Consider the following 12,935-nt stretch of genomic DNA (forward strand, 5'->3'; position numbering starts at 1 on the left):
AGGAACTCCGCATCCAAGTACTTCGTTACCTTACCTAACTCTTGACGATTTCTTGACGCTTCCGGAGGCGGGACCGAACGCGCTTCCGCGCCCGTTCCCGACTCCGCGTCAAGGGGCCGTAGGCCCTGCGCCTATGGTTGCTCCAGCGCTCATTCAACGTCACAGCCCGCCTGCCGCTCGCGTTAGGACAGCAAGGACAGCGATGCCCCCCAACATCACCGCCACAACGGGTGACAAGCCCGGCAAGTCCGGCAGGAAGAAGGGGCGCAAAGCCCGATTGGTCGTTCTGGTGCTGGTCCTGGCCATCATCGGAGGCGTCGCCTATGGGGCGTACTGGTCGATCAGCACCGTCCGCGCGTCGTTCCCGCAGACGAAGGGCTCGATCACCCTCGACGGCCTGTCAGGTCCCGTCGACGTGAAGCGCGACGGCTACGGCATCCCGCAGATCTACGCCTCGTCCGACGAGGACCTGTTCATGGCGCAGGGCTACGTCCAGGCGCAGGATCGGTTCTACGAGATGGACGTGCGCCGCCACATGACCTCCGGGCGCCTGTCGGAGATGTTCGGCAAGAGCCAGGTCAAGAACGACGAGTTCCTGCGCACCCTGGGCTGGGACCGCGTCGCCAAGGAGGAGTACGACACCAAGCTGTCGGCCTCCACCAAGAAGTACCTCCAGGCGTACGCCAAGGGGGTCAACGCCTATCTGCAGGGCAAGGACGGCAAGGAGATCTCCCTCGAATACGCCGCCCTGGGCTTCACCAACGACTACAAGCCGGAGAAGTGGACCCCGGTCGACTCGGTCTCGTGGCTGAAGGCGATGGCCTGGGACCTGCGCGGCAACATGCAGGACGAGATCGACCGCGCCCTGATGACCAGCCGTCTCGGCCCGAAGCAGATCAAGGACCTGTATCCGGACTACCCGTACGACCGCAACAAGGCGATCGTCCAGGAGGGCCAGTACGACGAGCTCACCCAGACGTTCGAGCAGAACGGCTCCACGTCGACCGGCGGAACGTCCACAAGCGGTTCTACGGGCTCTTCGTCGACCTCGGCGGGCTCGGCCCTGACGAGCCAGCTCTCGGGCCTCTACGACGTCCTGGACGACGTTCCCACGGCCGTCGGCGTGAACGGCCAGGGCATCGGCTCCAACTCCTGGGTCGTCGCCGGGAGTCACACCATCACCGGCCACCCGCTGCTGGCCAACGACCCGCACCTGTCGGCCTCGCTGCCGTCCGTCTGGTACCAGATGGGCCTGCACTGCCGCACGGTCTCCAGCAAGTGCCAGTACGACGTCACGGGCTACACCTTCGCGGGCATGCCCGGCGTCGTCATCGGGCACAACGCCGACATCGCCTGGGGCATGACCAACTCCGGGGTCGACGTCACCGACCTCTACCTGGAGAAGCTCAGCGGCGACGGCTACCTGTACGACGGCACGGTCAAGCCGTTCAAGACCCGTGAGGAGACCATCAAGGTCGCCGGCGGCGCCTCCAAGAAGATCGTCGTCCGCGAGACCAACAACGGCCCCCTGCTGTCCGACCGCGACGACGAGCTCGTGAAGGTCGGCAAGAAGGCCACCGTCGACACGGCCGCACCCGACCGCGGCGACGGCTACGGCATCGCGCTGCGCTGGACCGCGCTCGACGCCGGCACGACCATGGACGCCGTCTTCGCCATGGACAAGGCGTCGAACTGGAGCGAATTCCGCTCCGCGGCAAAGCTGTTCGACGTCCCCTCGCAGAACCTGATCTACGCCGACAAGGACAACATCGGCTACACGCTGCCCGGAAAGATCCCCACGCGCGCGAAGAAGGACGACGGTTCGCTGCCCGCGCCGGGCTGGGACTCCAGCTACAAGTGGACCGGGTACATCCCCTCGGACGCGCTGCCCTACGAGTACAACCCGAAGCGCGGCTACATCGTCACCGCCAACCAGGCCGTCATCGACCCGGACAAGTACCCCTACACGCTCACCACGGACTGGGGCTACGGCACCCGTAGCCAGCGGATCACCGACCTGATCGAGCAGAAGATCAAGGGCGGCGGAAAGATCTCCACGGACGACATGCGCCAGATGCAGCTGGACGACACGAGCGTGATCGCCCAGAAGGTCGTGCCCGCGCTGCTGAAGATCGACGTCAAGGACAAGGACGTCCGCGAGGCGCAGAAACTGCTGGAGGGCTGGGACTACACCCAGGACGCCGATTCGGCCGCGGCCGCCTACTTCAACGCGGTCTGGCGCAACATCCTCAAGCTCGCCTTCGGCAACAAGCTGCCCAAGGAACTGCGCGTCAAGGGCCAGTGCCTGTGGGTCGACCCGGTCAACACCACCGGGCCCGCGGACGACACGCAGAAGGTCCGCGAGTGCGGCGAGCGCGACGCCGACCAGGCGCAACCGGACGGCGGCGACCGCTGGTTCGAGGTCGTGCGCAAGCTCATGGACGACCCGAAGAGCGACTGGTGGACCACGCCCAAGTCACTCACCCGGCCGGGCGCCGAGAACAACCGCGACGACCTGTTCAAGCGCGCCATGATCGACGCCCGCTGGGAGCTGACCGCCAAGCTCGGCAAGGACATCGACACCTGGAGCTGGGGCCGGCTGCACCGCCTGTTCCTGAAGAACCAGACCCTCGGCACCGACGGTCCCGGCTTCCTGAAGTACATCCTCAACCGCGGCCCCTGGAAGCTCAGCGGCGGCGAGGCCACGGTCAACGCCACCGGCTGGAACGCCGCCGGCGGCTACGGCGTGGTGTGGGTCCCCTCGATGCGCATGGTGGTCAACCTCGACGACCTCGACAAGTCGAAGTGGATCAACCTCACCGGGGCGTCCGGGCACGCCTACAGCTCCCACTACACCGACCAGACGAGCAAGTGGGCCGACGGCGAGCTGCTGGACTGGAACTTCTCGGAGAAGGCCGTCGACAAGAGCACGAGCGACACGCTGGTGCTGAAGCCGTGAGCCTCCGGCGGTGAGCCGAGAGGCGCGGGTTTCGTCCGTGGGGCGCGTGGCGAATGTCGCGCGCCCCACGGCGCTTCACGCGCTGTTCTGGAAGCGGCGCACGCCCGACGGCGTCACCACCGCGTCCACCGGCCGGTCGTGCACCTCCGCGGGAACGCGCTCGACGACCTCGGAGTCGTAGAGGAGCACCACCAGCGCGGGGTGCGCGCCCGCGCGCTCCAGTCGCGCCAGCACGCGGTCGTACGATCCCCCGCCGCGCCCCAGCCGCATTCCGCGCCCGTCGACCGCCAGCCCCGGCAGCAGCACCACGTCGGCCCCGGTTACGGCGTCCGGGCCGAGGCGCTCGCCCGACGGCTCGAACAGCGCCATCTTTCCGCCGTGTTGTACGCGGGCGAGGGAGCCCTCGCCCGCGTACGCGCCCCAGTCCAGGTCGTTGTCGGGCAGGAGCGCGGGGAGCAGGACCTGCACGCCCCGCGCGTGCAGCGCGTCCAGGAGCGCGAGGGTGCCCGGTTCGCTCCCCACGGAGACGTACGCCGCCACCGAGCGCGCCCGCGCCAGCTCGGGCAGCTCCAGCGCACGCCCCGCCAGCGCGCCCGCGGCTTCCCGCAGGTCATCCGCCGTCAACCTGTTCCTCACCGCGAGGAACTCTCGCCGCAACATTCGCTTGTCAGTCTCGGCCGCACGTCCGCTGTGACCCACAGGTCGTACCCGTACCCTTCCTAATGCGCTCATATGAGAGCCAATTAACCGGAGCCACAGATTCCCTACAAAGGCACCGGATAAGGTTGCGGGCATGACTCAGTCCCAGCCCAGGATCAGCAAGGCTGTCATTCCCGCAGCCGGCCTCGGTACCCGGTTCCTGCCGGCCACCAAGGCCACTCCCAAGGAGATGCTGCCGGTCGTCGACAAGCCGGCGATCCAGTATGTGGTCGAGGAGGCCGTGTCCGCGGGCCTCGACGACGTCCTCATGATCACAGGCCGCAACAAGCGGCCCCTGGAGGACCACTTCGACCGCAACTACGAACTCGAGTCGGCGCTCCAGAAGAAGGGCGACGCCGGGAGGCTCGCCAAGGTCCAGGAGTCCAGTGACCTCGCGACCATGCACTACGTGCGCCAGGGCGACCCCAAGGGGCTCGGTCATGCCGTGCTGTGCGCCGCCCCGCACGTGGGCCACGAGCCCTTCGCCGTCCTGCTCGGCGACGACCTGATCGACCCGCGCGACCCGCTGCTCGCGCGCATGGTCGAGGTCCAGGAGCAGCACGGCGGCAGCGTGATCGCGCTCATGGAGGTCGCGCCGGAGCAGATCCACCTCTACGGATGCGCGGCCGTGGAGACCACCGAGGACGGCGACGTCGTCAAGGTGACCGGCATGGTCGAGAAGCCCGACGCGGCGGACGCCCCGTCGAACTACGCGATCATCGGCCGCTACGTCCTCGACCCGCACGTCTTCGACATACTGCGCAAGACCGAGCCGGGCCGCGGCGGCGAGATCCAGCTCACCGACGCCCTCCAGCAGCTCGCCCAGGACGAGAAGGTCGGCGGCCCCGTGCACGGCGTCGTCTTCAAGGGCCGCCGCTATGACACCGGGGACCGCGGCGACTATCTGCGTGCCATTGTCAGACTCGCGTGCGAACGTGAAGACCTGGGCCCGGACTTCCGGACCTGGCTTCGCAGTTACGTAGCCGAGGAGATGTAGCGATCTTGAGCAGCGCCGCGACCCGCACCACCGGCCCGGACCACCTGTGGTCGGTGGACGAACACCTGGAGGACATCCTCGCGACCGTTCGCCCCCTGGAACCCATCGAGCTGAACCTCCTGGACGCACAGGGCTGCGTCCTGGTCGAGGACGTCACGGTGCCGGTCTCGCTGCCGCCGTTCGACAACAGCTCCATGGACGGGTACGCGGTACGGGTCGCGGATGTCGCGGGCGCGAGCGAGGAGTTCCCGGCCGTCTTGGACGTCGTCGGGGACGTCGCGGCGGGCCAGGCCGAGCTGATCCACGTGGGTCCCGGCCAGGCCGCCCGCATCATGACCGGCGCCCCGCTGCCGCCCGGCGCCGAGACCGTCGTCCCCGTCGAGTGGACCGACGGGGGTCTCGGCGAGGGCCCGGTGGCCGGGATGCGCGCCCGCGCTCTCGCCCCCGAGGGCGCCGAGGGGCACGTGCACGTGTACCGGCCGGCCGAGGCACGCGCGCACGTACGCGCGAAGGGCAGCGACGTGAAGGCCGGGGACCGCGCGCTCGACGCGGGTACGGTCCTCGGGCCGCCCCAGATCGCGCTGCTCGCCGCGATCGGGCGCGGCACGGTACGCGTACGCCCGCGCCCGCGCGTGGTCGTCATGTCCACCGGCAGCGAGCTCGTCCAGCCCGACGAGGAGCTGGGCAGCGGCCAGATCTACGACTCCAACAGCTTCGCCCTCACTGCGTGCGCCCGCGACGCCGGCGCCATCGCCTACCGGGTCGGCGCCGTCCCCGACGACGCCGAGACCCTCCGCTCCACCATCGAGGACCAGCTCGTCCGCGCCGACCTCCTGGTGACCACCGGCGGCGTGAGCGTCGGGGCGTACGACGTCGTAAAGGAGGCGCTGTCCCACGTAGGCGACGAGGACGAGGCGGGCAGCGGCATCGAGTTCCGCAAGCTCGCCATGCAGCCCGGCAAGCCCCAGGGCTTCGGCTCCATCGGCCCCGACCACACCCCGCTGCTGGCGCTCCCCGGCAACCCGGTGTCGTCGTACGTCTCCTTCGAGCTGTTCGTGCGCCCCGCGATCCGCACGCTCATGGGGCTCGACGACGTCCACCGGCCGCGCACGCGCGCGACCCTCGCCACCGGCAAGGCGCTGACCTCGCCGAAGGGCCGACGGCAGTTCCTCCGGGGCGCCTACGCCGACGGGTCCGTGACACCGGTCGGCGGTGCCGGATCGCACCTGGTCGCGGCCCTCGCGCACGCCGACGCGCTGATCGTCGTACCCGAGGACGTGGAGTCCGTCGAACCCGGCACCGAGGTCGAGGTCGTCCTGCTCGGCTGAGCCCACGCGCGCGTGGCGGTCCGTGGGGCGGTCCTGAGCAGTTGTTCGCGCCGACTTGGGGGTACCGTGTCGCGCACAACAGGCCCATGCGCCGCACCGCGACGGGCCCGGACCGGGAGCGCCACACACCATGACCGTGCCTTCCCGGGGGGACACCCCCGGACCCTCCGCGCAGGACCGCCTGACGCACATCGACGAGGCGGGTGCCGCCCGCATGGTCGACGTGTCAGGGAAGGACGTGACGGCGCGCACGGCGCGCGCCAGCGGACGCGTCCTCGTCTCACCGCGCGTGGTCGAGCTGCTGCGCGGTGAGGGGATGCCCAAGGGTGACGCCCTCGCCACAGCGCGCATCGCGGGCATCATGGGCGCCAAGCGCACCCCGGACCTCATCCCGCTGTGTCACCCGTTGTCGGTGTCCGGTGTGAAACTGGATCTGTCGGTCGCGGACGACGCCGTGGAGATCCTCGCCACCGTGAAGACCACGGACCGTACGGGCGTCGAGATGGAGGCCCTCACCGCGGTCTCCGTCGCCGCGCTCACCGTGATCGACATGGTCAAGGCGGTCGACAAGGGAGCGGTCATCACGGACGTGCGCGTGGAGGAGAAGACGGGCGGCAAGTCGGGCCACTGGAGCCGGACATGAGCGCCGTGCCCTATCGCGCGCTCGTCGTCACCGCCTCCAACCGCGCCGCCGCAGGGGTCTACGAGGACAAGGGCGGCCCGCTGATCGCCAAGGGCCTCGAAGGCTTCGGTTTCGCCGTCGACGGGCCGCGGGTCGTCCCCGACGGGGAGCCCGTGGAGGCGGCGCTGCGCGCGGGCGTCGAGGCTGGTTACGACGTCGTCGTCACCACCGGCGGCACCGGCATCTCACCCACCGACCGCACGCCCGAGGCGACCCGCAAGGTGATCGACTACGAGGTGCCGGGCATCGCGGAGGCCATCCGGGCGTTCGGACGGGAGAAGGTGCCGACCGCCGCGCTCTCCCGGGGACTGGCCGGAGTGGCGGCCGGGACGCTGATCGTCAACCTGCCGGGTTCCACCGGCGGGGTGAAGGACGGACTGGCCATCCTGGAAACCCTGCTGGTCCACGCCGTCGACCAGATCCGCGGCGGCGACCACCCGAGACCCGGCGCCATCAGTGGGGGTGCGAGCTGAACAGCCCATCCTGGCCCGTCGTGCTGGCGGACGGTGACATCGTCCTCCGGCCCATAAAGCTGCGCGACCAGCGGGCGTGGCGCGAGGTCAACCGGCGCAACCGGGACTGGCTGCGCCCCTGGGAGGCGACCATCCCGCCGCCCACGCCGAGCGGGCCCATCGCGCACCGGCCGACCTACCGCCAGATGGTCCGGCATCTGCGCTCCGAGGCGAACTCGGGCCGGATGCTGCCTTTCGTCATCGAGTACCAGGGGCGGCTCGTCGGGCAGTTGACGGTCGCGGGAATCACCTGGGGCTCCATGTGTTCGGGGCACATCGGTTACTGGGTGGACGAGTCGGTGGCCGGCCGCGGTGTGATGCCGACATCCGTGGCGCTCGTCGTGGACCACTGTTTCCGGACCGTCGGTCTGCACCGCATCGAGGTCTGCATTCGCCCCGAGAACGGGCCCAGCCGCCGGGTCGTGGAGAAACTCGGATTCCGCGAGGAGGGGCTCAGGCCGCGTTATCTCCACATCGACGGCGCCTGGCGCGACCACCTCGTCTTCGCCCTCACCGCGGAAGAGGTCCCCGAGGGGTTGCTCAACCGCTGGCAGCGGGCACGCTCCCAGCAGACGTCGCACGACGCGTCCCGCGACGCCCCGCGGAACCGGCAGAACACGCCGGGGAATCCCGCATAGCCCGCCCAAAGCCCGAGAAATTGAATGCTTGTTCGAAATTGATCGCTCGGCGACCGTCTCAAGGCATTAAATTCGCGCCCTCGGTGGGCTGCTGATCGCATCGGTCACAAAAAAAGTTCGAAATATCAGCCAGATCGTGCGACACACCGGCCCAATTGGCAGATGGCCTCACGCAAACCCCTCTACCGTGTGAGGCGTGAGCAGCAGCGGCCTCATCTACGCAGTCATTGTCGGGGCCTGGGCCGCCTACTTGGTGCCGATGTGGCTCCGTAGGCAGGACGAGCTGAACGAGGCCCGTCCGACGGAACGCTTCAGCACAGCCATCCGGTTGCTGTCCGGACGGGCGGGCATGGAGCGCCGGTACGCCAAGGACCTGCGCGCGCGTTCCGCCGACGAGGGGGAGCCCAGCGCCGACGCTCCGGACGTCGTCACCGACTCGGTGGACGTCCGGGCCTTCGCCATGCCTCCGACCCGGCCGCAGGCGCGGGCGGAGGTCCGGACAGAGGCGCCGGCGCCGGCTTCGGGGCGTACGCAACCGGCGCGTGAACAGGCGGAAGCGCCGGCGCCCGGTTCCGGATCCGCGCCCGCGCGTCATTCCGACTCCGCGCCCGCGCGCGCATCGAGCCCCGCGCCCGCGCGCAAGCGCGTGCCCGCGGCCCGGCGCACGCCCTCCGAAGAAGCGGCCGCCGCGCGCGCCCGGCGCACGAAGGTCCTCGCGCGCCGTCGGCGCACAACCGTGGTGCTCTTCATCGCCTTCACGCTCGGCGCGATCGTCGCCGCGGTGGGCGGGCTCGCCTTCCTGTGGGCGCCCGGCGTGCCCGCCGTGCTGCTCAGCGGGTACATCGCCTACCTGCGTTCCCAGGAGCGCCGCCGCTTCGCCTATCAGATGGACCGCCGCCGCGCCGAGGCCGCCGCCCAGCGACTGCGGGAGCGGGCGCGGCAGCCGCGGCGCCGTAGCGCCGGCGAGGCGGACGTCGACGAGCCGGAGGGAGTGCCAGAGCCCGCGACCGATCCCGGGTTGTCCGCGCTGGCCGCCGACCGGCGCGCGCTCGTCGAGCAGACCGACCACGCCGAGTGGGTCGATCAGCAGCGCGAGCGGCAGCGGCGGCCCGGGCACGGGGACAGCTGGGACCCGGTGCCGGTGCCGTTGCCGACGTACGTGACCGCGCCCGTCGCTCCGCGGGCGACCGCGGACGTGGATCTCGGGGCGCCGGACGCGTGGAGTTCGGCGCGGTCGAGTTCCGTCACGCCGGATCAGGAGGCGCAGGGCGGCTCCGGTGCCGGGCAGCGGGAGGCCGCGGAAGCGTCGGAGACCGTTGCCGCGGAGGAGAAGGCGGACGACGACGGGCGCAGTGACGCCCGCCGGGCGGCTTCCGCACGGCGGGCGCGGGAACGGGGGCGTACGCCGTTGTTCGATCAGTACGAGGACGGCGAGCGGCCACGGGCCGCCAACGAGTAGACCGCTCCACGCGCCCCCTCACCCGTCCCACCTGTGCCGCTGCCGCCCTCCGCCGGCCGGGAACGGATTTCCAAGCACGCGGATCGGGGTGCTAGAGTTTCACTCGTTGCAAGGGCCTGTGGCGCAGTCCGGTAGCGCACCTCGTTCGCATCGAGGGGGCCAGGGGTTCAAATCCCCTCAGGTCCACCGCAACAACTGTTCAGGGAAACCTGAAGCAGTTGATGAGATCCCGTCCGATCGGTTGATCGGGCGGGATCTTTGTTTTGCTGAGGCTTCGTCAGAGAGGGCGCCGTGCGTTGCGGCGCAGGGCGAGGGCCGTTGACGGCAGGGCCGCGGCGATGGCCAGGAGGGCGCATGCCGTCGTCGTGGTGGCCAGGGGCTGCCAGGGGAGGGCGAGGGACGGGCTCGCCGACTGCAGGGTCAGGGCCGTCCAGACGGGGATCAGGTTCAGGGCCGTCACCAAGAGGCCCAGGATCGTGCCCAGGGCCACCGTCGTCAGGGCCTCCGCGGTGGTGAGGCGCACGAGCTGGGCGCGGGTTGCGCCCGCCAGGCGCAGGGCTGTCAGTTCGCGCCGGCGGTCGGCGGCCGCCATGAGCTGGGTGTTGGCCACCGAGATGCCCGTATAGAGGAGCGCGATGCCCAGGACCAGGAGGAAACCGAGGCGGGTCGCGCGGTCCGTGGGGGACCAGGCGCCCGCGGGAGCTGTGCGCCGTACCCACTCCTGACGGGTGAGGAGCTCGGCGCCCGACCCCGCCGCCAGCCTGCGCAAGGTCGCCGCCGCCTGTGCCGGGTCCGTGTCGCCTCGTACCGTCACGTCGATACGGCGCACGGGGGCGCGCGGGGCGTTGGCCGGGGTGACGTACACGCCGTTGTCGCCTGTGCCCGTCGGCATCACGGCCGCGATGCGGAGGGACTTGCGGGTGCCGTCGGCGAGCCAGACGGTCACCCGGTGGCCGACGGTGTGGGTCTGCCACTCCTCGTTGACGATGATCGAGTCGTCGTCGAGGGCCGTGACGCGGCCGGCGGTGAGGGGGAGGCGGGTCGTTGCCGCGAGGGCGCGCGGGTCGGTCGCGCGCGCCTCGGACTTCATGAGGGCCACATCGTCCTCGAGCGTGTAGACCGCGCTCGACGCGATGGGGGAGATCACCGTGTCGGGGATCGCGCGCAGGCGGTCGACGGTCGTGTCGGCGAAGGGGACCGGCGACGTCAGTACGAAGTCGGCGGTGGTGCGGGACCGGGCCTCCGCCGATCTCGCGGCGTTCAGGGCTGCCGTCGTGCCCAGCAACGAGCCCGTCAGGGCCACCGTGATCAGGATCGGCGCCGCCAGGGACGCGGTGCGGCGGGCGGCGGTGGCGGTGTTCTCGCGGACCAGCATGCCGATGGGGCCCGGGAAACGGGCGGTCAGGCGGACGAGGGGGCGGATCAGGGCGGGCGAGAGCAGGGCGACCGCCGTGATCAGGAGCATCGGGCGGCTGACGTACGTCTTGCGGTGGAGGAGGTCGCCGGGGTCGGTCACGAGAGCGAGGGTGAGCGTCGCGGCCGCCGTGAGCAGCAAAGCCGTACCGGCGAGGAGGCGGCCTCGGGGCAGAGGCACGCCGTCGACCGACGCCTCGCGCAGGGCCTGCGTGGGCGGGGTTCGGCCGGCCCGCCAGGACGCGGTCGCCGCACCGCACAGGGAGACCAGCAAGCCCGTCCAGAAGGCCAGGTGGTACGGCCATGTGGCGCCGCCGATCCGGAACCACACCGGCGCGAGGCCGCCGTCGACCACCCGGGACGCCAGGTGCGGGGCGGCGTACCCGCCCAACGCGCAGCCGGCCGCCGAGGCGAGCGCGCCGATCAGCAACGCCTCCGCGCACACCGTCCGACGGATCTGACCCGGCGTGGCGCCCACGGTGCGCAACAGCCCGAACTCCCGGCGCCGCTGTGCCACCGCGAAGGCGAACGTCGACGCCACGACGAACACCGACACGAAGCCCGTGACGCCGCCGGCCGTTCCGAACAGGGCGTTCAGCGTGGTGAGAGCCGCGCTGTCCCTGTCGGGATCCGCGTCGGCGAGGAGCCGGGCGTCGCCGGTCAGTACGCGGGGGCCGGTGTCGGTGCCACTGCCGTCGGCGTGCTCGCCCTGGGTCGGACTCGCACCGCCCCCGTTCACCACCCGCCGCACCTCCGCCGCAGCGGCCCCCACCACCAACTGCGTGCTCACCGGGGCGAGTCGGGCCGCCTGGGCGTCCGTGTAGAACAGGGCGTTCTCGAACGGGAGTTCGTGGACGGTGCCGACCACCTTCAGGGTTCCCGAGGTGGTGCGCAGGTGGTGGCCCACGGAGGTCCAGGTGCCCGTCGCCACGACCTCGTCCGCGGTTCGGGGGGCCCGGCCCGTGGCCAGTTCGTACGGGGCGAACCGGGCCGTCGACCAGGGGTGACCCAGCAAGTCCTGCGGCGCGCCCTTTGCCCGTACGGCGAAGGAGCGGTCCTCGGTGACCGGGCCCAGCTTGCGCAGCGCGGCGATCGTGCGCTTCGGGATCGGGCGTGGGCTCGCGAGCTTCTCGGTGCGGACGCCGGACGGTGTGCTCACCCGCAGGGTGTCCTGGCCCTGGACCACCACCTCGGCCGTCGCGAAACGTTCCGGTCGGCGTTCGGGGGCGTCGAAGGACGACGCCAGGGCCAGGCCCATGACCGTGAGCAGGCAGACGCCGAGTGCCAGGGCGACGAAGCTGCCGGTGAAGGTGGCCCAACGGGTGCGCAGGGTGCGCAGCGCAATGCTCAGCACGGGGCGGCCTCCAGGGTGGTCATGTGGTGCGCGATCTCCGGCGCGGACGCGCCGGTCAGTTCGCCGCTCACGGCTCCGTCGACCAGGAAGACGACCCGGTCCGCGTACGACGCCGCCAAGGGGTCGTGCGTGACCATCACGATCGTGTGGTGCTCGGTGTCGGTAAGGGTGCGGAGCAGCGTAAGTACGTCCTTGCCGGTCCGGGTGTCGAGCGCGCCCGTCGGCTCGTCGGCGAACAGGACCTCGGGGCGGGTGATCAGGGCGCGGGCCAGGGCGACGCGTTGTTGCTGGCCACCGGAGAGTTCGGCGGGGCGGTGGTGGGTGCGGGCGCCCAGGCCGACCCGGTGCAGGGCCTCGCGAACCTGCGGTTTCGGGACTCTGCGGCCGGCCAGGCGGAGGGGGAGGGCGACGTTCTGTGCCGCGGTCAGGGACGGGAGGAGGTTGAAGGACTGGAAGACGAAGCCGATGCGTTCGCGGCGCAGGAGGGTGAGCCTGCGTTCGGTGAGGGCCGTGAGTTCCGTGCCGCCGAGGCGGACCGAGCCCGCGGTGGGGCGGTCCAGGCCGGCCGCGCACTGGAGCAGCGTGGACTTGCCCGAGCCGGACGGGCCCATGACCGCCGTGAACGTGCCGCGCGGGAAGGCGAGGGAGACGCCGTCCAGTGCGGTCACCTTGCCGGTGCCGGTGCCGGTGCCGAACTCCCGGTGGACGTCGTGGAGTTCGACCGCGTTGATGGTCTTGAGCGCGTCGATCGTGCCGGTGGCGTGGGTTCTCATCTGGTCTCGTTCCCCGTGTCTCTTGGTGGTTCGGTTGGCGGTTCGGCCGGTGGACCGGTGACTGCGGGACTACGAAACCTCGGCTCGGGGGTCCGAATCAGTGCGGCAGGGACGAGAGTTG

General features: G+C 70.8%; 10 protein-coding genes and 1 tRNA gene. 8 read left to right on the plus strand and 3 right to left on the minus strand.

Features of this window, described 5'->3' with window-relative positions; all coding sequences use genetic code 11:
- Positions 1 to 202: 202 nt before the first annotated feature.
- Positions 203 to 2,959, plus strand: a complete 2,757-nt coding sequence (locus MQP27_RS15155; RefSeq protein WP_242765603.1) for a penicillin acylase family protein — start codon at positions 203 to 205, stop codon at positions 2,957 to 2,959.
- A 75-nt stretch (positions 2,960 to 3,034) separates the two neighbouring features.
- Here MQP27_RS15155 and MQP27_RS15160 read toward each other — a convergent pair whose 3' ends face one another.
- On the minus strand, positions 3,035 to 3,619 hold the full coding sequence (locus MQP27_RS15160) for a 5-formyltetrahydrofolate cyclo-ligase (protein ID WP_242765604.1): 585 nt from the start codon (positions 3,617 to 3,619) through the stop codon (positions 3,035 to 3,037).
- A gap of 133 nt (positions 3,620 to 3,752) precedes the next feature.
- Here MQP27_RS15160 and galU point away from each other — a divergent pair, with 133 nt between their 5' ends.
- The 7 genes from galU to MQP27_RS15195 all read left to right on the plus strand — a co-directional run bounded on the left by galU (position 3,753) and on the right by MQP27_RS15195 (position 9,460).
- The gene (gene galU, locus MQP27_RS15165; RefSeq protein WP_242765605.1) at positions 3,753 to 4,655 is read left to right on the plus strand and encodes a UTP--glucose-1-phosphate uridylyltransferase GalU; all 903 of its coding nucleotides are present in this window, start codon (positions 3,753 to 3,755) and stop codon (positions 4,653 to 4,655) included.
- Positions 4,656 to 4,660: 5 nt separating this feature from the next.
- A complete protein-coding gene (gene glp / locus MQP27_RS15170) occupies positions 4,661 to 5,983 on the plus strand; it encodes a molybdotransferase-like divisome protein Glp (RefSeq protein ID WP_242765606.1) in 1,323 nt (440 codons plus the stop codon).
- 130 nt (positions 5,984 to 6,113) lie between these two features.
- Complete coding sequence (gene moaC, locus MQP27_RS15175; RefSeq protein ID WP_242765607.1) at positions 6,114 to 6,626, plus strand: cyclic pyranopterin monophosphate synthase MoaC; 513 nt, start codon at positions 6,114 to 6,116, stop codon at positions 6,624 to 6,626.
- Entirely contained in the window at positions 6,623 to 7,138 is a 516-nt protein-coding gene (locus tag MQP27_RS15180; RefSeq protein WP_242765608.1) for a MogA/MoaB family molybdenum cofactor biosynthesis protein, read from the plus strand. Before moaC ends, MQP27_RS15180 begins: the two co-directional genes overlap by 4 nt.
- Positions 7,139 to 7,158: 20 nt before the next feature.
- Positions 7,159 to 7,815: a GNAT family N-acetyltransferase gene (locus MQP27_RS15185; RefSeq protein ID WP_242765609.1), complete on the plus strand. Its 657-nt coding sequence runs from the start codon at positions 7,159 to 7,161 to the stop codon at positions 7,813 to 7,815.
- Positions 7,816 to 8,011: 196 nt separating this feature from the next.
- Complete coding sequence (sepX, locus tag MQP27_RS15190; protein WP_242765610.1) at positions 8,012 to 9,274, plus strand: divisome protein SepX/GlpR; 1,263 nt, start codon at positions 8,012 to 8,014, stop codon at positions 9,272 to 9,274.
- A 112-nt stretch (positions 9,275 to 9,386) separates the two neighbouring features.
- Positions 9,387 to 9,460: transfer RNA gene (locus tag MQP27_RS15195), tRNA-Ala, on the plus strand.
- 91 nt (positions 9,461 to 9,551) lie between these two features.
- On the opposite strand, the gene MQP27_RS15200 is transcribed toward MQP27_RS15195, so the two are convergent.
- Positions 9,552 to 12,041, minus strand: coding sequence for an ABC transporter permease (locus tag MQP27_RS15200; RefSeq protein ID WP_242765611.1), 2,490 nt, complete (start codon positions 12,039 to 12,041; stop codon positions 9,552 to 9,554).
- Positions 12,035 to 12,814 carry an ABC transporter ATP-binding protein gene (locus MQP27_RS15205; protein WP_242765612.1) on the minus strand — a complete coding sequence of 260 codons (780 nt, stop codon included), beginning with the start codon at positions 12,812 to 12,814 and terminating at the stop codon, positions 12,035 to 12,037. The genes MQP27_RS15200 and MQP27_RS15205 overlap by 7 nt, the downstream gene beginning before the upstream one ends.
- Positions 12,815 to 12,935: the final 121 nt, after the last annotated feature.

Origin of the sequence: Streptomyces cylindrosporus (genome assembly GCF_022698165.1) — a bacterium.
Taxonomy (GTDB): Bacteria; Actinomycetota; Actinomycetes; order Streptomycetales; family Streptomycetaceae; genus Streptomyces; species Streptomyces cylindrosporus.